This is a genomic window from Pseudomonas sp. PB101 (assembly GCF_009764265.1).
Taxonomy (GTDB): Bacteria; Pseudomonadota; Gammaproteobacteria; order Pseudomonadales; family Pseudomonadaceae; genus Aquipseudomonas.
This window is the reverse complement of record NZ_RWIR01000069.1, coordinates 41,646-64,303: the sequence shown is the minus strand read 5'-3', so window position 1 is coordinate 64,303 and position 22,658 is coordinate 41,646. Positions and strand designations below refer to the sequence as shown.

Below are 22,658 nucleotides of genomic sequence, written 5' to 3'. Positions count from 1 at the left end.
ATTCAAGTACGCCGCGTTTATCCGGTTCATACGCGTTACAAGATCAAGTGATCTCAAAACCCCGTAAAAAATACCCAAAAAAAAGCCCGCGGGAGGGCGGGCAAACCGTAGTTTCTTGAATGAGCAAAGGCAATGTACAGGCTGCAGCGGAGCAACGGGGTGAAGAAAAGTTCATCTCGATCAAGGCGCCGCACCAGAGCCTGCGACACCGCTAAGGCAAATGATCCGCGGCAAAGTCGGCCTCGGAACGCGCACGCAAACGTCCCTTGCGGCAGGCCTGCTGGAATCGTTCGAAATCTTGCTCGTTCTGCTCGGTATAACCCCGGGCATATTTGTAGAGCGCGTCGGCCAGTGCTTCGCTTTTGCCGATGTAGCCGCTGATGACCGCCGCGTGCCCGGAAGACTTGGCGTGGGCGCGAGCCAGGGCGCGGCCGCAGAGCCGGCCATAGGCCGCGAAGGCGTCGCCATCGAAGGTTTCGAGTTCGGCGGAGATTTTCATATCGCGCAATTGCCGCACATAGAAATGCCGCCCGCTGGGGCCAGTGGTCCAGCCGAGGAACAAATCGCTGGCCGATTGCATCAAGCGCTGACCCTCGACCACTCGCTGCCCTTCATGACGCACCCGTGACTTGGCCTTCACGTAGCCGGCGAGCACCGAGCGCCGCGCTTCCTTGAATTGCAGGAACAGCGGGAACTGCTGATCATCTGTCAGCAGCGCCACCAGGCAACGGGTGCCGACACTGCCGACGCCCACCACTTTGAACGCCATGTCCTGCACGTGAAAACGCGACACCAGCTCCCGGCGGTCCGCTTGCAGGGTGCCGCGATAATCGCGCATGAAAGTGTCGTAGAGCGGGCGCCAGTCCGAGAGACGCAACCAGTCATCATCGGCGTCCAGCAGCGTAGTGTTTTTGTGCAGGTGGAAAATTTCCGGCAAGTCATCGCGAATGATCAGACGCCCATGGGCGTCGCGTTCGCTGATTTTTGGCAACAGTTCGGCATGGGTGCGCCGTTCGGCCTTGGCGATGGCGCGCTCCACATGCTCCAGGGTGCTCTTGTTGGCCTGCGCCAGCAGGTCGTCATAGCTGATGGATTCGTACCAGGTTTCCAGCGAACTCTGTTCGGCGCACTCGAGCATGGTTTTCTGATAGGCGCTCACGACCTGATGGCAAACCGAATCTTCAACCGACTCCCCATGACGCAGATTGCGAGCCGCCACCAGGAAACTCGCCACCAGACGCTTCAAGTCCCACTCCCACGGGCCGGGATGGGTTTCATCAAAGTCGTTGACGCTGAACAGCAGGTTGCGTTCCGGCGTTGCGAAACCGCCGAAATTCATCAGGTGGCTATCACCGCAAATCGGCGAAAACAGCCCCATGTTCGGAGTGCCCGCCAAATCGTGGGCCTGCAGCAGCGCGTTGCCACGATAGAAAGTGAACGGCGACACCAGCATGCGCCCGTAGCGCAGCTCCACCAACGATTTGACCCGCCCTTCACTCGACGCCTTGATCAGCGGAATCGGATCGCGATCGACATTGCCCAGGGAGGCTTGCGAACTGCGCGGACACTTCCTGCGCGCATCCTTGCCTTGCTTCAAACGGTCGGTGAGGGTGGTCATGGGGGCCTATTTGACAGGTGTTGTAGGGCGATTGCGGATTGAGTGTAGAAGGGCTTTGCAGGTTTATCCGCAGTGTTTGCACAGCGACTAATCTGTCTGTCAGGCATCGCCTTGATGCCACCACCCGGAAACAGGGAGGCCCGTGTTTTCATTGCCTGTTTCACTGCTGTTGGCGTTCCTCATCGGCTGGGTGTCCCAGCGCATGGGCATGTGCCTGGTCAATGCCATGGGGCTGTTGCTCAAGCGCCGGCCGACCCTGTTCGTGTCGCTGGTCAGTTGTGGTTTGTTCGGCCTGTTGCTCGCACCGCTCTACGCCTTGTCTGGCGTCAGCCAGCCGCTGTTCATCCCTGAAGTCGGCTATCTGTCACTGGTCGGTGGCGGGTTGCTGTTCGGCCTCGCGTCGGTGCTCAACGACGGATGCAGTGTCGGCACCCTCACCAAGCTCGCCAGCGGCAACCTCAACAAGGTCTTCACCATCCTCGGCTGGGTACTGGGCATCGTGCTGTGGCATCACCTGAACATGCTGCCCGAACACAGGGCGCTGCAAATGCCGATGATCACCAGCCGTCATTACTGGCTGGTCATTGGCATCGTGCTGCTGATTCTGCTGTTCCTGATCCGGATTCACGGCGACAGGCACCTGGTGCTGTCGAGCCTGCTGCTGGGGGCGTTGACCAGCGCCCTCTACACCTTTGAACCGCTGTGGACGCCCAGCGTATTTTTCTACGATCTCTCGCAACCGTTCTGGGGGTCGGGCGACACATCATTGACCACCCAGCGTGTGGCGGTGTTCGCCATGCTGATGCTGGGCATGCTCTGTTACACCTTGCATCGCCGCACGTTCAACTATCAGCGGTTTGCCGCGATGACAGCGGGCAGGCATTTGCTCGCAGGCGTGTTGATGGGGACCGGTGCGTCGATGATGTTGGGCGGCAATGACTCGCAGATATTGTTGGTGTTTCCGACGCTGACCTGGGTGGGAGCGGTGCCGTTGGTGTCGATTGTGTTGGGGATATTGGTGGGGGTTGGGGTTAAGCGGCTGCGTGCTTGATGATCGCGGATCTGGAGTGGGACGACCTCAATGAGACCGTCCATTTTTCAAGGCAATGGTGCAGTCGATGCCGGTCATCGACATGTATCGATCCTTTTCACGCCTCCATTTCGTCGAGTGGCGCGATGTTGTCCAGTGCCCGGTTCACCAGCAATTGCGCCAGCACAGCCAGTTGCTGAATTGCCAGGGCGATGTTGCGACGCGAGCTTTCAAGTTCACAGGCAAGGTCGGTGCTCATGACGTTGAGCGAGGCTAGGGTTTCGCTGGCGTGGGTGAGCAGGGACGGTGTGTCGATGTCGGGGCGCAGGGTGAAGACGTGGCTGATGGGGTCGAGGTGATTGGGGTTGCGCAGGCGGGCGCTGATGGCGGGTTCGGTGGTTTTTGAGAGTTGAGATAAGTCGATTTTTTCTTCAGCTAAATTAGCTGGGGTTTCCGGGGGATTGGGGCTGTTCTTTTTCAAAATGGCATTCCTCACACTGTTTAGAAAAGCTGCCATCCCCTGCTGTCAAACAGGATTGGGTGGCAGCTATACGCGGGTTGACAGACCGGAAGTGTGAGAACCCGGTGCACCCGAAGGTGCCCCGCGCACAGCCGCCATAATCGTGACTACATGCGTGAAAGCATGCTGTCTGATTTGGGAGGTGTGAAGATTACACTTTCAGCCTGTCAAAACCGATCGCTGATTTGCAGCGACCCCTGAAGGCTATCGTCGAGAAGTTGCGTCCGCCAGTTCATGAAAGGCGATGCGTTTTGCGGGAAATATCCTAGGACGTGAGGAAGGCATCGAGATGGGTCCGCTGCTGTCCAGTGACGACACCACCGTCAAATCCGTGATCAATGTCGGCTGCAAACCCGCATCAAACAGCTCAGCCGTTACCGATTCCCATATTGCAACCATGCACATAACAGCCTGGCGCGACGGCCTATGTGACCCTATCGTCAGAATTCACCTGCCACAAAGTGCTTTTGTGAGTTGTGAGCGTACGATGTAATACAGGTTGTCGCTGAATTTCTGCTTGAGCGAACGAAGCGACTGAGCGAAATGGAATTGGAGATACATCATGATTCCCAAGCACTACTTGAAAGCCCTGGCGACGCTGCTCATCGCCGCTGGCGTACAGTGGGTGACGCTACCCGCCTACGCGACCGAGCAAGGTGAACAACGGCGTGAAGCTCGCGATACCAGGCAGGAAGGGCGCTCCACTGCCCGGCAAACCAAGGATGCCTGCAGAAAGGGCAGTGACAAGAGCAACGTGGAATGTCGCCAGGACAAACGCAGCACCAAACAGGATACCCGTCGCACCGCCCGGGATATCAAGTACTGATCGTTGGCGTGGGGCCTGTTTCAGCCCCGTGTGGGACTTGCGATACAGCCAGAAACGACAAAGCCCGCACAAGGCGGGCTTTGTCAGCTTCGATTGGTGGGCCGGGGTCGTTTGAACTCGGCTGTAATGCTCCTGTGTTTACTAGGTTTGGCTAGGGTTCATATTTTAAGGGATACAAGTAGGGATACAGCGTGCTCAGTTCTGCTTCCGTTTTCTCGCGAGCTTAATTCCTTCGTCGACCTCTTATGGTGACGAATACTGAGTGAGGTCGACGATGCTATCGATACCTGGTGAGCCTATGTATACGTTTGCTGTGCCGCGAGCAGGTGAGGGCCGTCCGGCTTCAAAAACTCGAGAAGGTCATAGAAGGAAACATCTACGCTCCATACACCGCATGCGTAGGAGCTCACTTCGTATGGCGCGAACAAGAATGTGAAATGATCTGCGCTGACAGTAAATCTCCTGAAGTTTTCGGTTTTCGTGCCTGCACCCTCGTTGAACCAATTGAGCTGGTGTTCATCAGGCTTTTCACTAAACCTCCTCCAATACTCTCGGCACAACTCGGCGATACATAGCTCGCTGATGCGTTGTACGGCGGCTTCCCTGCTACTGAAAAAGTCATCAAGGCTCAAGAGTTGAAGCCGCTCAGGCATCGAAAAGTTGTAGGTCTCAAAGTGTGAGTTTGGATGTGCCGCACCGGCTCCGTACCAACTGACCTCATACGTTAGGCTTAAGAGCTTATCGGTTGCATGGACGATTCCATAGCCATCCCATCGCCCATTCGTTGCTCTGAATCCACTAGCCTCTGGAAATAGATCAGGCTGCTGATCCCAAGGCTTTTGCCTTGATTCAATTAATGCATGCGTGGCTCGACCACCGAAGAAAAGCGTCAGTTCCTTAGCCGCTGCGTGACGAGCTGTGGACTCGAAGCGCGGATATTCAATTCTGATGTCATGACCTGGCGCGCCTTCCCAATGATCTTCGAGTTTCTCAGAGAATATTTTAAACGGACCAGCATTTATGCCTTGAGCGAGCTCAATCGATTGCTGTTCAGCCGCCAGTTGGAGAGAGGCTTTAACCTGCTCCCACGCCCCAGGTGTACTGAGATCAACGTATTGAAGGCGTCCAGCGATGTGGCTAGGGACATCGCACGGCTCAATCAGCAGCGGGAGAACGTAGATGTCGGTTGGCTGCTTGTACCTGAGGCGTTCGATAGCGTCGTTAGCTTCTCTCTGAACGAACCCCCGTTTATCAACACTTTTGTTGCTGAGCAACAGGATGACCACGTTGGCGTCTAGGAAGGCTTTACCTATCTCTGCTTCCCAGTTCTGACCTGGGAGTATGTGCTTCACGTCGATCCAGGGAAGCATCCCATCTTGAATGAGTAGGTCGTAGTACCTTAAAGCGTGCTCTCGGTCTTCCTTCGCGTAGCTCACAAATATCTTCAGTGACACAGTAATTCCCCCATGAACGCAATCCCAACGACATCACCAGTAACGCTAACAAACCACACTCCGGTGAGGTGTTAACTGTAGCGACCGTTTCATCAACATGGCGAACAATCTGGATTTTGCTGCTGAAGTCGTGGACAGCCTGTACAAAAAAGGCGGAATAGGCCATTAGTCTACGGAGTGTTGCCTCCAACCGATGATCAGGTGCGAAAAAGCGCTGGGGACCCTAGGGTTATCGAAGGAGCACGGGGTCGGAAACCCGCGAGATCTTGGTAGCGACAGTTCCCCGAGCTTACTGAAATTTCGACGTTGAAATTGAAAGTATATTGAAGAGAAAAGGGCATCGTTACCGCAACGGTAAAGGTGAGCCATCGTGTTGTTGATAGCGAACGGTTGAGCCCGGTCAACCTTGGAAATGGTGTCAACCACGTCAACCTGTCAACCAACGTAGAAAACCCAGTCGCTAACAAGATGCTGCGGGTTCTTTGCCCCGTGTCTATCCAAAATGCTCAGGGTCCCCGGCGTCATTCCAATTCGGAGTGCAGATGCACTGGTGAACAGCAGTTCACCTGTTCACTAAGCTGGGCATTTTTCCGCTAACACGATCACGCGGGTTTCCGACCCCGTACCTACCGAGACCCCTAGGGTCCCAGGCGATGTCGGTGCCCCGTCGATGCATCTCACCTGTTCGTTGTTGGCAGGCGGCACCTCCCAAGCGTCCTGGCGTTCGGCAGCCAGTATCCGAATTCTGCATTAGTCGATACCACGCCAGTATTGCTTTCGCTGGCGGCGCCATCGTCGATGGGGTGTGGGGGCTCGAAAAGACGTGTTACAGGTGTTGCGGGTGTTGCGATAGACATTAACTAGTTGAATTTATTGAATATTATTTCTGTCACACACGATACGCCTTTCTCATCCGCTGGGTGTTGCAAGCCAAATAGGTGTTACAGAAGCGATCACAAATTTGGGTAAACCGTAGGCCGCATTCGACCACAAACTGCTTTCCACGCGGGTCGCTACCAAACGGCAGTTTTAGCTTGAGTTACCCGTGACTTCTGCTTTGTGATAGCAGCTCAGGGTACCGATTGCCTGTTACATCAGTGGCTCGCCTGCTTCGATCATTCCATGTAGGGTCCGCTTTATTGATGCTTACCTCGTTATGGTCAGGCCAGTCCATTGAACGGTGACTTGCCTGCTCGAACCGACAGCCCAACGGATAGGACACATGACAACAGCAGAGAAAGGCGACTCTATCTTCATCTCGTACGCCTGGGGCACAGGATTCAAAAAAAAGGAGTGGGTTCGGCAGGGCATTGTTGCCAGCCTAAGTTGGAAGCACGACGTCTTTTGGGATCGTGACACCATGGCATTCGGCGAACTAGTCGAACGCATCATTGATAAAGCTCTAGCAAGACGACCGCTCCTCGTCCTGTGCTTATGTGATGAGGACTATCTGGAGGCGGCTCAGCGAATTGGATCGGGCTTGTACGAAGAGCTACGTCTGTTGGCGCAGATCGCCGACAAGCCTGGGGTCAGGATTGTTCCACTGATTCTGGAATCCGGCTGCGCAGAACGCCTCCCGGCCCCTCTAGTTGGTCGCCTCCATCTGAACCTACAACCCTTGCACAGTCTGAACCTCGATATAGGGATGACAGTCTTGGGAATGGCAGAGGGGTTGAGCCAGGCGCAGTTGCAACGCGACATTAACGATCGGTGGGCAGTCTTCCACTTGAGGCGGAGAGCCCTCAACTTTCTTAAGCAACGTCCATTGACGATCTGGGGCAGTGGCCGGAATCATGAGGTGACGGTGCGGCCCGATGATGCAGCGCCTTACCTGCTGAAACCGCCACTATGGATGTGGGAGAGCAGTAGCTGGAATTATTTGCTCGACGACGATGAACCAACATTCTGCCCTACTGAGGGACGCTGGCATTGGGAGTACGTCCAAATCTCGACAGAGATGCGCCCTCTGGGTACCGCTGTGATGTCGGCATTCTTCCCACAACTAACTGGCAAAAGGGAACAGGTGCTGCTGAACACGGGAGGCACGCTACTGGCCTCTAGGTTCTTTAGGATGGTCGAGATTCGCGAGCCATTCACTTTCGATGCGGATGATTTGGTGAGCCACCTCATCCGTGACTATGAAGGCTTCGACGTTATGACGCAGCTACTGGATGCTGCAGAGGCCACTGCTGACCAATAGTTGTCGCTAATGCGATTTGAGGCTAGACAGGCGTTGGACTAATGACCCGCCCCCCTTTTTTATTTCGGCAGCCTGATTAAAGATTCCGCCCTAGTGGTTATTCCTTCCGACGAGCGCTAATCTCATCGGTAGTTTTCGTTTCGCTCACTGAAATCGCAAGCCATAAAGGACCGCAATTATGATGGATCAGCATCCTTTTCCGTTTGACTCCGAGGCAGGCTTGGTTATGCAGGAGTTTGGCCAAGAAGTCATAAAGCAATTGCGAAAATCGCAGCATGCGTATGTTGATCCTAGAAATGTCCAACGATTCCTTCATGGCAGATCATGGCAATCTCATCAAAGCTTTGATCCTGTCCAGATTTCGGAGCTGGAACGCCACCAGCATGAAATGAACATTCAATTTGAAGACATAATGCTGCGGCGTTTTGAAGTTTTAGAAAATACGCTGAATGAACTATCAAGCGAGATGGCAGAGACGTTTATAAGGAGTTTGTACGCCACAATTTCAGACACCTGCGACAAGTATGGAAATGTGGTCAATGGGGGCAAGGAGCCTGCGAGAGCGTTCGTCGAAATGCTTGAAAAAATTGAGTTTGGCGTCGATCGAAATGGAAACGTATCAATGCCTGAAATACATGCAGGAACCGCAGCAATAGAAGCGTTTAAGCGTGACGAAACGATGAATTCAATCGAGTTCGGAGATAAAGTTGCCGAAATAAAAGAGAGGAAATCTGCCGAAGCCCTTGAGAAAGAAGCAGCGCGAAAGGCCAAGTTCGTTAAGGAGCCGCAATAATGTCGAAGCGAGTTCTACTTAGCATCGGTTGCAACGAATATCTGAGTCTTGGCAAGCTTACGGGAGCGGAAGTTGACGCAAAAAAAATCCATTCAGAGCTGACCGAAAGTACGTTGAGTTGTATAAAGCCAGAACACTCATTTCTAGTGCTCTCTCCTTCGTTAAATGACATTAGGGCAACTCTAGAAGATTTACAGGATCGTTTCGAGGAAATAGAAAGTTTAACAATATTTTTTGCAGGACATGGAGGGGTCGTCAACGGGACTTATTATCTTTGCTTGTGTGATACGCGCAACGATAGAATGTCAACGACAGGGCTGGCGCTTAGTCATTTATTCGAATTTATCAATGAAATAAAAGCCGCGCACTGCAACTTGATTATTGATGCTTGCGAAGCTGGTGGTATGATTTCTGACATGGGGACGCTCCTCAAGCCGGAGGTAATTGGAAAGGCAAGAAGTTGCGGCGTATCAATTTTTGTTTCCTCGGCTTCTGATCAAGCTGCTTCGGAAGATAACGCTGGCGGATGGGGAACAACTGCGATATTGCGGATTTTACGTGGTGAAATTGATACAGGATCAAGGGCTCCATTTTTAGACCTCTTGGACATAGGCCGAGCAGCTGCTCAATACGTAGCAGTCACCAGCGCTGGAAAACAACTCCCATCGGTCTGGGGTATGAACCTATATGGTCCTATGCCAGTATTCGGAAATCCTCATGCGGTCGATAGAACACCTAATTCGCTTTTACAAATTACTGGGATATCGCCTACATCAGCCGCTGGTGTGGTGATTGGGAACAGATCGTCGGAGCTCCTAGGCCTGATGTTCGCTCCTGCATCGGAACTCACTCCTGAAAAGCTATATGAGAAAATGTTCCAGAGCATGGAACACCTTGAGAAGATACCTGGTGCTGCGGCAACGTTTATCGAGAGTGTCTGGCGCTCTTTGGAGGATTCAGTTAGAAAACAGACGAATTCCTTCGCTCATATTGAGTTTACGGCAACGTGCATATCGCTTCTTCTTCCATCTGTGCCGCGTGATTTAAATTCGGCAGTCTGCGTACGTAATCTTGCGAAAGATCTTTTTTTTGAGCTGCACGACGTATTGGTAAGCGTATTGGCAGCCCTAGAAACAAATCCTAAGAGCCTCTGTCGACACGGCATACCTGATTTATTTTATCTGCCTCAGAGAATAACAAGAATATTAGGTTGGATCGGCGCAGCGCTATACATCGCAAAACAATACAGCCTGGAGATCGCTGAGATTAAAAAACTTGGTGTTAAGTTTGGGCAATACATTTCTGATCATTACGCGGCTTCCGCAACAGGAATGTCTGAGTCTGAAACACCGTTCTTGGCGGCGTATCTGCTCACTGCAAATGAGAGTGGAAATACTGAAATTTGCGAGCAGATAATTAGCTCGCTTTATAACGCCCTTATAGAAAATGACGGTGCGCTTGCGAGGGCTGATCTACCGCCTAACAATGTATTAGGCTATCTGCGTGCGCGAGCATGTAATGATCTAGAAACACAAAGGAAGTTCAGTAGCCATCCTTCTGAATCCTTAGCGTTCGTTTTATTAATGGGTGAGGTGCTTTCTCTACAAGATTTGATTAACTACAATCTTGAACTTTTAGATCACTCGCACCTCCATGTGTTCATACCGAATGATCATACACAATTTTCTCTACCTTGCATCGAAAACGGCCTCAATCACGTCTTCCAGATAGGGCATGGTGTTTGGGAAGTGAAAGATTTGGTATCTAGATGGCGTACATCATGTTTGCCTCAGTTAGCTTTGGATGTGTCGCTGAAACTTCCGGAAGTTAAGATCGGTGCGCTTTGTTCAGCGTTCTTGTTTCCGAATAGAGTCCCTTGGTTTTTGTTTATGGGTACGCCATTAGATTAAATTTAATAGATGCTTAAGTGGAAAAGCGTCACTATTATTTTGTATGGGGCTCAGTGCGCAAGTGCACCCGTGCAAAGATTCGGGACTACTAACTGTAAGTTGAGTAACGTATGAATTTTAACAAGTATTCAATTGGTATCAGTTCTATAAAAGAACAGCTGGCTCGCTATACTCGCGAGTCTGTGCTAAGTCATTCACTTGAATATTTAGGCATGAGAGTAGCAGACCACACGCCCGAAGCAGGGAAAATGCCCTGGATTGTCATGTTTATGCTGAAATTGGCTGTATTGGGGGAGGCTGGTAACAAAGAGATTAGTACAGCAGAATTCCACAGGATTGCTAACGAAATTTTTCATTTGCAAAGTGCTGCGGCGGCCTTGGAAGTCGGTAGCTTGGAATTGAAATTAAGGGCTATGATTTTATCCCAATTGTTATATCAGAAAACCACTACAAGTGGTATGCGCGAACTGATTGTTCAGGGGTCTATACTAAGCCGCTCAGATAATTATTATGACGAATTGTTTGTAAGGTTTTTTGGATTAAGTCTAGATAGCTACCTGAAGATAGCAATGTTCATCGTTACTCGGCTGGATAAACAACAAGGTGGTGTTGTAAAAATGCCAATATCTGAAATTCTGTTCTATCTTTCCCCAGGAATACCTTATGCTCATGTTTTAGCTTTCATACGACTCGCTAGCTGCGAAGCTGACGCCATTCCAAGTTTTATGGAGCTCCATGATTTAGGAGGTATATACGAAAGCGAGTATTTCCAAGAAACCCCATTCAAATATATTCCATTCCTGTTGGAGGAAGGTTGTCTTGTGGCATTTAACTCAAAGTTCTGCATAACTGCATTATGTGCTTTGGCTCCCGTCGTTTTAAAAAAAGAATTTCCTGCTTTTAAAGATAAATTCGGGAATGATATGGAGTTGAGGGTGGGGGAGATTCTTAATGAAATGAACTTTGATAAAGTAATCGCTGAAAGTGAATTGAGCACGATTTTGAGAGGGCAAGGCTTAAAAGGTAAGCTGGTCGATTTTATAGTGAGAGAGGAAGATCGAGTTACTTTGATTGAGTGCAAGGCAATTGAACCTACGGATTTAATGAAATGTACCGCTGATGCAAAATTGCTGAAAGGTCTTTTGGAATCAAGCTATATCAAAGCAATTCATCAAGGTCAATCTGTCGCTGATGGCTTATCAAAAATAAAGGATTTTGATGGCTGTAGCTATCGATTGCTAGTTGTAACATTTGGTGATCATTATGTTTTTGGTGGAAAGTATATTTCGGAGTACATAGATACTGATTTAGTAAGCCGGCTCACGGAGAAGTACGGCAGCTTACCAATTCAGATGGACAGAATTAGTTATCTTTCACTTCAGGATTTTGCAGGATTAGCCTATGGGTTGAATGCAGAAGGTCGTCCTCTTGGCTTGTTTTTGGACTCGGCGTGCGATGCCCAGTCTAACCCAGAAACGCGTCGGCTCACGTTAGGCCACGTAGTTGAAGAGACCATCGGGAAAATTCCTGGGTCTTGGGCGGCAGGACTTAGTGGGGAAATGGATAAAAAGCTAGAGGCACTTACGCAGTTAATTGTTGATAATTCAAAATTCTGGAAAAGAAACGGGTCTGCCTTTCTAGTTAAATATGACTCCCTCCTAACGGCACTTAGTCCTGGTTATAATGATCTATGATTTCGATTTGATGAATTATTGTCAGTGGTGGCTGGCGGAAATCAGCCAGAGGAATGTAATCGAGCCCTAAAAAAGCGTAATGCGCTCCTTGTTGTAAACTTACATTTTATAACTTCGAAATTCAATTTGACTATTTCCCTTATATTACATACTTCGAACGACTGCTTTTGGTCGGTAGTTTCCTTCCGAATTTGATTGCAACGGAAGCTTTCGCGAGCTTCCGTTAACGTCATCAATATTTTTTCAGCTTTTGCTCAATTAGCCCCATTTCTGCCTTTATCGCAGTGATGGTGAGTTTCTGCATTGCCGTGTTTTTTCCGATTTTAGTATCCACTAGCTTGAGTAGATCGGTCAGGTGGGCTTGTCTGGCTTTGAGCGTGTCAGATTGGGATGAGCTGTTTTGTAGCGCTGCGTTCATGGCTTCGATCCTTGGAGTGATTTAAACAGCCCGCGAAAGCAGGCTGTTTCAGGGAGTCGGTAGTTACAGCGAGAGCAGATCGCGCGTGCGATGCTGGCGGCCACGGTCCGCCAGTTCGCTCCACCTCCAACTGCCGAAGTTTTCACCCTGCTCGGGAATGTCGAGCTTCATTAAGGACACCGGGTCGCGGCCTATCAACCGAGCTGCGGCGTAAAGCTTACCGCCCACATCCAGCAGCGCTTGAGCGGCTTCATTCCACGTTTCCTCCAGGGTGTCGTGAGCTAGCCGCAAGGCGGTGTGCTCAATTTTTTGGTGCTCTACCTGAGCCTCGCTGATGTGACTGTCTACGATGGCCAGCTCTTGCTCCAATGCAGTGATGATCAAGAGTTGGCGGCGATGTTGTTCGGTCGCGGTCGTGAGGTTTTTCGCGGCTTTCTGAGCGTCGGTGCTGGCTGCTTTTTCGCCATCGGTATCTCCCCAAGCCACAGCCTGTGCGTAAGCGGTAGCAGCCTGGGTCTCAGCCTGCCGTGCGCTGGACATATCTTCCTGCGCTTGCTGACGAATTTCCTCCAGGCGAGTGCTGAGGCTGTGGCGTTTAGCGTTGAGTTCCAGTTCGTCCGCCATCCAATTCGCCATCTCGGCAATATAGCCCTCCATCAAGCTTTCTCGGTTGGCCAACTTCTCCAGGTGGTCCAACTTCTGATCCAGCCGGAAAATCTGATCAACCAGCGAGTCGATCTTTAATTTTCGACTGCTGATTTCATGCCTAACGTCGCTCTCACGACCGTGATTAATGACGTCTTCGCTATCGAGTGCAGCCTCAAACGGGGGTAGTTCGCTTTTGATGGCTTCCATTTCAATGGTCAATTTGGCGCGAGTATCTTTCAGTTGTTCAATTCGGTTCATAAGTTGTGTCCTGATTATTGGGGTGGGGTTCACAGTGGCTGGCGAGGCCGATTAAGCCGGCTCTACCTCAGTCAGCAGGCTCACGGTCAGGCGGCCTGTGCCTCGCTTTCATCCATTCCCGCTACGGTTTTCACTACGTAGCACCGCTGAGTACCCAGGCCGGGCAAACGGACGGCGCAGGAGGCTTTGCCATCTGGCCCCGGTTCAAGAACGCCACGGCGTATCAGCTCCTTGTTCACGGCGTTGATGTTCATGCCCTTGAACACTTCCGAGCGCCATGCTTCGGGCAACACGTAGTAGGTGTTGGTGGTGTGCAACGCATCACCGAGGCCATGCTCCAGCGTTTTGCGAAACCCCAGACGGTCAATGGTGCGCGGACCGTGCTCATCGATCTTTGCGGCGGCCGACTCCCAGCGGGTGAAACGGCTTTCACCGAAGCGTTCGATGATCTGGCGCAACCTTGCCAAGATCGCATCCCCTTCAAGGTTCCCGGCGCCGCCGCGCTCATTCATCCAAGCACTGAGGCACACCCGAGCTGCGGTGGTGGCGGTGCCGTCCGGCCAACCGGTAATCCCCATCGCGGTGGCCAGCTCGCCGGCAGCGGCAGCCAGTCCAAACCGGGCTGCAGCACGATGCGCTTGACCACTGGCCGACGCCGGCAACGCTTTGGCGATAAAGCCCTCCAGGGTGTGGCGCAGGATCGCCGGCCAACCGTGTCGTTTGCCGGGCTCACACAGGGCTGATAAGAAGGCGGTCAATGGTGTGCCGTAGTATTTGGCCACCCGTGCCTTGAGTGCATCGCAGAGGGCGGTGGCATCTTCAAAGCCGTTCAGCACATCGAACATGCCCAGGCCTTTACTGGCGTCCGCCGGCACCGCGAGCATCCGCATTTCCATGCCTGCTTTCAGTTCCTTGTTGGCTTCGGCCATGTGCTGCGCCAACGTCTTCTCGCCAGTTGAGAGAAACAGCAAACGCCACTCCTGCACCTGTCGGCCTGCTTGACCTCGATCGTTGGCGCGAGCCTTGCCGGTGCCGTTACCGAGCATGTACACCGTTTCGCCGATGATGCGCGGGTCGCACATACCGATTTCATCCAACACCAGAAGCCCGTCCGAATGCGCGGCCGCAATGGATTCCAAGGCGTTATCCGTCGAGCGCCAAGAGCGCACCAGGCGCGGTCCACCGTAGATCGAGGCGGCCACTTGCAGGTGCGTGGTCTTGCCGCCTGAGCTGTCACCGTAGAGGTGAAAGCCGCCCGACTCATGGCCGAGCATGTGCAGCAGTGGACCGGCAAACGCGACGCTGGCCACAAACGCCAAGCGGTGATTACCGATGCACAAGGCGCCGATCTGCTCTTGCCATTGCTCTAGGGTGCCGGCTTCGCTGATGGGTGGAAGTTGGGCGCCGGCCTCATAAAAGTGCAGGTGTTCAACGTGCGAGCCGACCTGTTGTTCGGGCAGCAGGAAGGCGCTGTCGTGCCAGCCCAGACGAGTGACCAGTCGCGCGCGCTGGGCACTGTCGAAGCCGCCGAGGTAGCTCTGTAGGTCGTTGCGGGCATTGCGACCGGAGCGACTGCCGGCCAGGCGCAGGCCCATGTCCACGAGTGGTCCGAGCACGTCTTTGCCGAAGTCACCGGTCATGGTTCGCGCCGGGATGTTCCAGCGCTTTTTCGCCCCATCGGGATCGTCGAACTCGACCAGCAAGCCCCAGTTATGGCCCTGTGCATCACGGGTGCGCGCCAGGATCTCCAGTGGCGAGCACACCGGGCGAGCCTCGCCATCGTCACCGGAATAAAACACGCCTTCTGCTGTCAGGCGAAAGCCGCCGGGCAGCAGATCGTTTTTAGGTTTCGCGGCGCGTTTGGTCGCCGGCTTGGCTTTGGCTTCAGGTGATTCGGCCGGTGCTTTCTCCGGCTCAGCACCGAGCAGTTCGCCGCTGCGTTCCAGCTCGGCGAAATGCGCCGTCGTCCAACCTTTGGCTTGGGCATCGGCCGCGTCGTCACCGTCATCCCATTGACCACCCTTGGCAAAGCTCGGTTGGTCATTCTTGAGCGTGGGTTTGCGTTTGAAGACGTCCAAGGCGATCACGTGCACCGACGCGGCGCCGAGCTGGTGCAGTTGTTTGGAGACGGCGTCCATGCAGCTTTTACCACTGGCATCGTTGTCGGGCCACAACACCACGGACCGACCTTTGAGCGGTGTCAGATCAGCTTTGTGCCAGGAGTTCGAGCCGTTCGGCCAGCACGTGGCCACGTAGCCGGGCAGCAGCTCCGTCGCGGCGTCGGCGGCCTTTTCGCCTTCGCACAGAATGACCGGAGCTTCTGCGCGTTGCGCTAGTTCATCCAGTCGCAGCAGTGGACGCGGCTCCAGTAAGCCTTGCCAACGCCATTGCCGCGTTTGACCGTCGGCACGTTGGCACCAGGTCAACGGTGCAAATACTTTGCGTGGCTTGCCGTCTTCATCCGGACCCAAATCGAAGCGGTAGAGCACCATGACTGGCTGGCTCAGAGCGTCGCGGTAAATCCAGACTTTAGACGGTGCGCCGTGTTGCCGGTGTTTGGCCGGGCACTTGCTCATGACCTCGGCGGGAATCGGTTGAATGGCGAGCCATTCCGGTGTTTTGCTTTTGCTGGGGCTCGGTTTCGATTCAGCCGCCCCAGCGGTAACGCGCAGCAGTTCGGCCAGCTTGTTGCAGGCTTCGACGTCGGTACCACCGTCGAGATAGCGCACTAGATCGATCAGGTCGCCGCCTTTGTCGCCGGTGGCAAAATCCGCCCAGGTGCCTTTGCTCAAGTTGACCTTGAGAGAGCCGGCGCGCTTGTCGGCGCGGGTCGGATTGGGAGCCGTGTACTCCTTGCCGCCGTCCACGCGTTTGCCGTTCGGTAACCAGTGAGCAAGCACGCGATCAATGCTCTGTAACGCAACGGCTTTGACTTGGGCGAACGTAGGGCGACGGGCATGAGATGTGGAGGTATTCATACACCACCGCCTTGGGCCAGTTGCAACCCACTGGTAACGTCATCGATGATCGCCTTCGCCATCTCACCTAAATAATGCGAAGCCCAGATCATCGCGTCACTGTCATTCCCCATGCCGCTCAGAAAGGTGAGCTTGTTCACGCAGTCCATGAGTAGAGACGCTTGTTCGAGTGCTTCTTCGCAGGAAATACCGGCGTTGATACGAAACAGCGGCTGGTTCTGAGCGTTGCACTTGGCAAAGGTGGCGCCACCAACGGTATTGATCAACATGGAAGGGCTCATTGGGCGCCTCCATTTTTGGTTGGCCGAGTGGAGTTGTCCGCGTGTAAGGCAAGGGTGCGGATAAGTCCCAGGGTTCCTCGAACGTCCCACAGGGCCGCCGCGATGACGTGGTTAGCCAAACGTGGCCCGTCGCACTCGAACTGATCTTCAAGAAGCAAGAGCACAGAGTTGGCTCGATCCACTGCACAGGTGAGAGCATCAATCGGTACACCGGCTTCGGCGTCTTTATGGACGCAAAGCAAATCCTCGGGTAGAGCGAAATTCAGGGCCTTGTTCATTGGGCACCGCCTGCGGCTTCGAGAGCGCGGGCTTTGGCCATGTGAGCGTTGTAACGGGTGAGACGAGTAGCGAGGCTGGAATTGGCGTGTAAAGCGGCGAGAGCCATAGCACGATGGGCAGTGGCGCGAATTTTGGACGGATTGAGGGCGTGCATGGGTGGAGCTCCTTCTTAAGTAGGAACTGCCACGGTTCGTCGCCAAACGAATTGGGGTGGCAGCTGTGCGCAGGTTGGCGAACCGGGTAAGAAGGAACCCGGCAGACCCGAAGGTCTCCCACGCACAGCCACCATAAAACGGGAATGCGAGCACAAAAAAAGCGCCTGCAATCGTAATGGGGGCGCCTGTGCGCCTTCTTAAACTCGGGTCGCCAAACCCGATCGCTGATTTTGCAGCGACGGCCAGAGAGTAACGCCGTGTTTTTAAAAGTGCAACCGTGCGGAGATCTTGCGCATTTTTTCGATGCGACATAAATTGTGTTGGCATGTAGATTTACCTCAACGCCTCCGGATCGCTCCCGGGGGCGTTTTCGTTAGTGCTGAGTAGTGACAGGGCGGGCGAGGGTGAGCCATTGCAAGTGGCTCCCTTGACGAGACCTTTGCCGCATCTGCAGTAGCGCTTCGGGATTGCGCAGCAGGTTGGGGATCACCTGGCGAGCGTCGTGAATAACCACGTCTGGTGGCGGCTGAACCGCTAACAGCGTCCATTCCAGGTTCTGCCACAGCACGATCAGCACCTGAGCGCCCGCCGAGATCGCCTGATCGCGCAGGGTAAGCAAGCGCTGGCGACCCTTGATCTCTGCGCTAGAAGGCAAAGGCTCGCGAAGAGCGCCGACAACATCCAATGCTTGATGGGGGAGAAAGATCGGGGTCATGCGGCCTCCTGAACATTGGCAAACAACGGCGGAGGTGTTTCACCTTTGAGCCAAGCCAAAATTTTGCTGTCTTCAATGCACCGCCGGCGATGTTTTATAGCGAGCAGTTCGCGCTGCTGTGCCAGGCATTCGTCCACATAGCTGGTCAGATCCGAGGTCAACTTCATTTCACGGTGCAGGCGTTCGCTAGCGGTCTTTTCCTCGGCAAGATCCTGCTCGGTGATGCGTCGCCATACCGCCGGATCATTCGCGAATCCAGCCGATTGATCGACCAGCCAGTACGTGACCCAGTCGGTCATACCCAGCGATTTCAGGGCGGTGCGGCGGCCCTCTTTCATTGCGAAATGGCCCGTACCGTGGATGCTGGAAAACTCCCTGCGTACCGCGTTTTTGCGGATCAGCTCAGGCAATTCCCACGGATTGGGTTTAAGCGGAAGAACCAGGCCATCAGGGTTGAAAAAGAAGGCTTCTTGTTCTTCCCCGTTCCAGCTCACACCCGCGATGGTGCGGTGGCGCCAGTTGATTGCCCCCACCTGATAGAGGCGAAATCCGATGCTGTAGGAGTCGAGAAAAGGCCCCTTAAAAGGGCAGTAATTGCGCTTCATGCGGCCACCTGGTCGCGCGCCTCGATGCGGCTGCGTGTCCATGCCTGCACTTCGGAAAGAACCCAGGCGACAGGGGCGCCGCGCGCGTTGCTGTTGCTCAATTTGACGGGCAGGGGAAAGTTGCAGTCAGGGCGCTGCATGAGCTTGTAGATGGTGGGGCGAGCAAGGCCGACCATCGCAATGACTTCGTTGATACGAATGAGGGTTGTTGCGGGGTCGCGAGCTGGGGATTTGGTATTAATTGCTTGGATGGAAGAGGTCATAGTCGTGCCTATATGGTGAGAGACAGGCACAGACTAGAGAGGGGAAAAAAAGCAAACACGGTTTGCTTTTATTGAAATTTATCGAGGTAAGTATCCACTCAAGATCAGGTATTTTTTCACGGTAGGCTCAGACGCTATGCCCTCCTGTTCGACCAATGCTTTTTTCAGCTCCCGCTCTGAAATAGTAGGATTGGCCAAAATGTGACGATCAGCTGCCTTGCAAACGCGCTCGCGGAGATCCGCTGCATTCTGCTGCTTTACCGACTCCGGCTTCCTATTGGCCTTACCCGCTGCCGCGCCTCTTTGCGAGGCATTGGCGGAAAACGCTTTACTCAGCGCCTCGTTTAGAAAGCTGGCCACATTGAAGTTACCCTTCGATACGTCGATGTCCTCAACTTGTCTGTAGAGGCTCGCCAGCATGATCGCCTTGTCGGCATCGCCCATGAATGTGCGGAAGGATTCACGAGCGTCAATTTCCCCGCCTGGATCCTTTAGTCGCTCCTTTTCGGCCAGTGCGCAATATTTCTTAGGATCTGTCGCTTGCATTTGGGCTATGAGGTCTGCGTCCAGGTCGAAGACGTAGAGTTCCGTTTCAAAGAGCCAGTTGGCGAGAACTTGAACGGCTTGAATGCTCTGCACAAGGGTGTAAGTCGCCACGAGTTGCGAGTCCGCAGCGTCGTGATCAATGCTATGAAACCGTCGTATGACACTCGGCAGTGAGGCTGCATCGGCGTAGCTGGCATGTTCCTCGATCTCGTCGCGGAGTCGAAACATCGTAGCGACCACCGACCCTGCTCGATCAGGATAACGGCCATCCTCAAGCCAGAATGAGGTGGCGTAATTGGCCAGCTCCAGCGCCTCTTTGAAATACTCTCGAAACGGCGAATACAACGCTAATTCACGCACGGCCTGTTCGATGTCGTCTAGTTCCCACAGCAAATTACTGACATCGAAGCCAGCAATCTCTAGGCGGCCAATCGGCATGCTCTCATCGTCCATTCACCGCCCCTTGGCCCCGCTTGGCGTCATGGATGCAGCGGTTCACGACACGGTCCTCCTCGACCAACAGTGAGGTGGCTGGGCAAATGTTGTTACACGATTCAACCACGTAACACGTCGTGTAGCGCTGACCATTTCTTCGTGTGGCATGAGATAAGCTGTTTATATTCAATGAGTTATAGAGTTTCGTTACACCTGTAACACGCGTTACACCGTTTTTTTTGGGAGGGTGGGTGAGGAGCCTCATACCACCTTTCCAAATTGGCCTTGCACGACATTTCCATGCTCTAGACCATCGAGGTAGTCGGCATACCATTGCATCATTGACGTTCGTTGCTTGAGATAAATCGCCTTGTTGTAAACACCAGCAACTCCATCTTTGACGTGTGAAAGCTGAGCTTCTACATGATTCTCCTCGAAGCCGTTTTCATTCAGTGTGGTGCTAGCGATGTGGCGGAAACCGTGACCTGTTTGCCGACCTTCGTAACCTAGACGTCGCAGAGCCATCAGAAATACGGTGTTGCTGCGTGGTTTTGTGCGGTCATTACGCCCAGGGAAGAGCAGCGGGTAGGCGCCGCTCAACGTGTGTAATTCCTTGAGCGCTTCGATAGCTTGTCGGGAAAGTGGCACCAGATGTTCCCTACGTTTCTTCATGCGTTCTGCAGGGATCGTCCATAGCTTTTTATCGAAATCGAATTCAGTCCATTTTGCTTCGCGTAGCTCTGAGGGGCGAGCCGCCACAAGAGCAAGAAGACGTAGACCCAAACGAACGTCCTTTGCATGTGGATATGAGGTGATTGCACGAAGCAGTGCGGGCAATTCTTCATTCGTTACGTGCGCATAGTTTTCTGCTGCACGGGTCTGTAAGAACTTGTGCAGTCCTTCGAGCGGGTTATGCACAGCCCGACCGGTGACGCGGGCCAGATCGTAGATTTCTTTGCAAAATCCACGTACCCGGCTCATTTGTTCCAGAATTCCTTTCTGCTCCATACCTCGCAGAAAATCCATCCATTCGAGAGGAAGGATCTCGGTGTAGATGCGCTTGCCGAAAACTGGAAACACATGGAGCTCTAGAGCCCCTATGACTCTAACGGCCGTGCCTTCCTCCCAGTTCTTGCGACGAGCTGTAAACCACTCTCGTGCCAAAGCTTCGAAGGTGTTGTTAGCCGCTTCGATTTCGGCGGCTTTGCGAACTTTCTTGGTCGCAATAGGGTTTTTGCCCTCCGCAGCATCACCGCGGAGTTCGGTCGCCTTTTTTCTTGCTAGGGAGCCCCCAACTTCAGGATATCCCCCGAGCCCCAGCCAGCTCCATTTGCCTGCCGGAGTTTTGTAGCGCAACTGCCAGGACTTTTGGCCATCAGGCTTCACGCGGAAATACAGGCCGTTGCCATCATGCTCTCGATACTCCTTGGCATCAGGTTCCAAGCCGAGCAATGTGGTATCCGAGAGAGGGCGGCGCTTGATATCGGCACGCTTCATTCGATGTGTATCCCTTCAGTTCAAATCTAGTGCGAGGATACACAAGGGGATACATGGCGTGAAGATATAGGGGTGGACAAGGGTGGATAGCCAGAAACAAGAAAGCCCGCACAGGGCGGGCTTCTTGGGGTGTTTCGTAGACTGTCTGAGACAGGTCTAGACTACTATTTGGTGGAGCCGGGGGGATTTGAACCCCCGTCCGCCAGTACTCCGCTGTCGGTACTACATGCGTAGCCGTGTCTATTAAGTTAACCCTCAGCGACCCGACGGGCAGGGTGCTTTGGGCGAGTTGTGTAAGTTTTAGCCGCTTCGTCCACAACGTACTGCACGGCGATTCTGTTCTATATGACAATCACTTTGGGTTTACAGACATCCCCTGATGATTGCTGGACCCGAAGGTACCAGAAGGGAAGGGCTAAGGCTGCTTACGCAGCGAGAGCGTATTCCCCGTAGGTTTCGTCATTGGCAACTATAAGAAGTTGCAACAGTGGATTTACGAGTTCTGTTACCAACTCGGCATGCACCTAAAGTTTCGCAACCGGCGTCGAATCCTAAACGGCCCCGAGCTTGTTGCTCTGTGAATCAAGTGAGCAACAAGCCTGCACAGTGTACGCCAACGCGAGCCGGAAGGCCAACCCGAAGGTTGACCGCCACGGATCATGGGGTGGGTTCGTGGCTCTGTTTGTCTGCGAGGGCCAATGCCTGGGTGGCCTCGGTGACGCATTTAGTGTCGTCTCCGGAGGCTTGTGAGGCTTCGGCGCTGGACATCAATCGCTTGATCTCCATGGCGGTGTTTCCGGCGGTCGCCGGCAGGCCATTCACTTTGCCTTTGAGCTCTTGCAGCTTGCTCGTGCAAAGGTTGTTGTCCGCGGCAAATACAGGAGAGGCCAACATGGCGGCAGAAATGAACAGACCTGCGAGTGCGGTACGTTTCATGGATGTCTCCTTGAACGGATGGGGCATGTTTCAAAGACCCCGATTCAACGCAAGAATTCGTTTTTTCAGGAAACTGCCGCTCTGCGCACGGTTACACATTTCCAGATCCCGGATGCAACAAAACCCGCAACTGGCGGGTTTTGGTTTGCTTCGTATTGGAAACAGCCGGGCTTGGAAATCCCGGCTGCCGCGCCAACAGGGCTTGGGCTGAGTTACTTCCCGCCTTTTTTCGAGTCAGTGACGGCCTTGATGATGTCGTTGGTCTCGGCGACGCAATCATCAATGCCTTCCTTGGTGCCTTTTGCCTGGTCGGCTTTGGCTTGCTCGACGGAGGCCTTTACCTGGTCAGTCATTTCCGGAGGAATCTGTGCCTTGCCGTTTTCGATGGTTTTCAGGTTGACCGCGCAAAGGTCCTCTGCAGCATACGAGGTGGAAGCCATGATGGAAGCAGCAACGAACAAACCTAACAGCACAGAACGATTCATGTGTTTCTCCTTGAACTGAAGGACCAGGCATTGCTGGCCATCAAATCGGTCTACCGAGTTTTGGGAAGGTCCCGCATTGGCGGGACTTGATCAGTGGACTGCGGCGGCACGTCA

Annotated in this window: 21 protein-coding genes and 1 other RNA gene; 6 read left to right on the top strand and 16 right to left on the bottom strand. The window is 53.5% G+C overall.

The window, feature by feature from the left end; all coding sequences use genetic code 11:
* Positions 1 to 211: 211 nt before the first annotated feature.
* The gene (locus EI969_RS21315; protein WP_160389506.1) at positions 212 to 1,618 is read right to left on the bottom strand and encodes a DUF2252 domain-containing protein; all 1,407 of its coding nucleotides are present in this window, start codon (positions 1,616 to 1,618) and stop codon (positions 212 to 214) included.
* Between the two features lie 142 nt (positions 1,619 to 1,760).
* Between EI969_RS21315 and EI969_RS21310 the strand changes: the two genes are divergently transcribed.
* Positions 1,761 to 2,669 carry a YeeE/YedE thiosulfate transporter family protein gene (locus tag EI969_RS21310; protein WP_160389505.1) on the top strand — a complete coding sequence of 303 codons (909 nt, stop codon included), beginning with the start codon at positions 1,761 to 1,763 and terminating at the stop codon, positions 2,667 to 2,669.
* Between the two features lie 97 nt (positions 2,670 to 2,766).
* On the opposite strand, the gene EI969_RS21305 is transcribed toward EI969_RS21310, so the two are convergent.
* Entirely contained in the window at positions 2,767 to 3,129 is a 363-nt protein-coding gene (locus EI969_RS21305; RefSeq protein ID WP_160389504.1) for a DUF6124 family protein, read from the bottom strand.
* A 601-nt stretch (positions 3,130 to 3,730) separates the two neighbouring features.
* Between EI969_RS21305 and EI969_RS21300 the strand changes: the two genes are divergently transcribed.
* Positions 3,731 to 3,994, top strand: a complete 264-nt coding sequence (locus EI969_RS21300; RefSeq protein WP_110657621.1) for a hypothetical protein — start codon at positions 3,731 to 3,733, stop codon at positions 3,992 to 3,994.
* Between the two features lie 296 nt (positions 3,995 to 4,290).
* Here EI969_RS21300 and EI969_RS21295 read toward each other — a convergent pair whose 3' ends face one another.
* Positions 4,291 to 5,448, bottom strand: coding sequence for a TIR domain-containing protein (locus EI969_RS21295; RefSeq protein ID WP_160389503.1), 1,158 nt, complete (start codon positions 5,446 to 5,448; stop codon positions 4,291 to 4,293).
* Between the two features lie 1,222 nt (positions 5,449 to 6,670).
* Here EI969_RS21295 and EI969_RS21290 point away from each other — a divergent pair.
* From EI969_RS21290 to EI969_RS21275, 4 genes are all read left to right on the top strand, one after another.
* Positions 6,671 to 7,648, top strand: a complete 978-nt coding sequence (locus EI969_RS21290) for a toll/interleukin-1 receptor domain-containing protein (protein ID WP_160389502.1) — start codon at positions 6,671 to 6,673, stop codon at positions 7,646 to 7,648.
* A 178-nt stretch (positions 7,649 to 7,826) separates the two neighbouring features.
* On the top strand, positions 7,827 to 8,441 hold the full coding sequence (locus EI969_RS21285) for a hypothetical protein (RefSeq protein ID WP_160389501.1): 615 nt from the start codon (positions 7,827 to 7,829) through the stop codon (positions 8,439 to 8,441).
* Positions 8,441 to 10,351 carry a caspase family protein gene (locus EI969_RS21280; protein WP_160389500.1) on the top strand — a complete coding sequence of 637 codons (1,911 nt, stop codon included), beginning with the start codon at positions 8,441 to 8,443 and terminating at the stop codon, positions 10,349 to 10,351. The genes EI969_RS21285 and EI969_RS21280 overlap by 1 nt, the downstream gene beginning before the upstream one ends.
* Positions 10,352 to 10,461: 110 nt before the next feature.
* A complete protein-coding gene (locus EI969_RS21275; RefSeq protein ID WP_160389499.1) occupies positions 10,462 to 12,045 on the top strand; it encodes a hypothetical protein in 1,584 nt (527 codons plus the stop codon).
* Between the two features lie 232 nt (positions 12,046 to 12,277).
* Here the strand turns inward: EI969_RS21275 and EI969_RS21270 are convergent, their stop codons facing one another.
* The 13 genes from EI969_RS21270 to EI969_RS21210 form a co-directional block, all read right to left on the bottom strand.
* Positions 12,278 to 12,463, bottom strand: coding sequence for a hypothetical protein (locus EI969_RS21270; RefSeq protein WP_160389498.1), 186 nt, complete (start codon positions 12,461 to 12,463; stop codon positions 12,278 to 12,280).
* 63 nt (positions 12,464 to 12,526) lie between these two features.
* Entirely contained in the window at positions 12,527 to 13,369 is an 843-nt protein-coding gene (locus EI969_RS21265; RefSeq protein ID WP_160389497.1) for a chromosome segregation protein SMC, read from the bottom strand.
* An 86-nt stretch (positions 13,370 to 13,455) separates the two neighbouring features.
* Positions 13,456 to 16,347, bottom strand: coding sequence for a DUF927 domain-containing protein (locus EI969_RS21260; protein WP_160389496.1), 2,892 nt, complete (start codon positions 16,345 to 16,347; stop codon positions 13,456 to 13,458).
* The gene (locus tag EI969_RS21255) at positions 16,344 to 16,628 is read right to left on the bottom strand and encodes a DUF3077 domain-containing protein (protein ID WP_160389495.1); all 285 of its coding nucleotides are present in this window, start codon (positions 16,626 to 16,628) and stop codon (positions 16,344 to 16,346) included. Before EI969_RS21255 ends, EI969_RS21260 begins: the two co-directional genes overlap by 4 nt.
* The gene (locus tag EI969_RS21250; RefSeq protein WP_160389494.1) at positions 16,625 to 16,906 is read right to left on the bottom strand and encodes a hypothetical protein; all 282 of its coding nucleotides are present in this window, start codon (positions 16,904 to 16,906) and stop codon (positions 16,625 to 16,627) included. Before EI969_RS21250 ends, EI969_RS21255 begins: the two co-directional genes overlap by 4 nt.
* Before the next feature lie 529 nt (positions 16,907 to 17,435).
* Positions 17,436 to 17,777: a hypothetical protein gene (locus EI969_RS21245; protein WP_160389493.1), complete on the bottom strand. Its 342-nt coding sequence runs from the start codon at positions 17,775 to 17,777 to the stop codon at positions 17,436 to 17,438.
* On the bottom strand, positions 17,774 to 18,382 hold the full coding sequence (locus EI969_RS21240; protein WP_160389492.1) for a hypothetical protein: 609 nt from the start codon (positions 18,380 to 18,382) through the stop codon (positions 17,774 to 17,776). Before EI969_RS21240 ends, EI969_RS21245 begins: the two co-directional genes overlap by 4 nt.
* Entirely contained in the window at positions 18,379 to 18,645 is a 267-nt protein-coding gene (locus EI969_RS21235; RefSeq protein WP_160389491.1) for an AlpA family transcriptional regulator, read from the bottom strand. Before EI969_RS21235 ends, EI969_RS21240 begins: the two co-directional genes overlap by 4 nt.
* 78 nt (positions 18,646 to 18,723) lie before the next feature.
* Positions 18,724 to 19,644, bottom strand: coding sequence for a hypothetical protein (locus EI969_RS21230; RefSeq protein WP_160389490.1), 921 nt, complete (start codon positions 19,642 to 19,644; stop codon positions 18,724 to 18,726).
* A 243-nt stretch (positions 19,645 to 19,887) separates the two neighbouring features.
* A complete protein-coding gene (locus tag EI969_RS21225) occupies positions 19,888 to 21,123 on the bottom strand; it encodes a tyrosine-type recombinase/integrase (RefSeq protein ID WP_160389489.1) in 1,236 nt (411 codons plus the stop codon).
* 169 nt (positions 21,124 to 21,292) lie between these two features.
* Positions 21,293 to 21,686: a transfer-messenger RNA gene (ssrA, locus tag EI969_RS21220) on the bottom strand.
* A gap of 94 nt (positions 21,687 to 21,780) precedes the next feature.
* Positions 21,781 to 22,059: a hypothetical protein gene (locus EI969_RS21215; RefSeq protein ID WP_160389488.1), complete on the bottom strand. Its 279-nt coding sequence runs from the start codon at positions 22,057 to 22,059 to the stop codon at positions 21,781 to 21,783.
* Between the two features lie 212 nt (positions 22,060 to 22,271).
* Positions 22,272 to 22,544, bottom strand: a complete 273-nt coding sequence (locus EI969_RS21210; protein ID WP_160389487.1) for a hypothetical protein — start codon at positions 22,542 to 22,544, stop codon at positions 22,272 to 22,274.
* Positions 22,545 to 22,658: the final 114 nt, after the last annotated feature.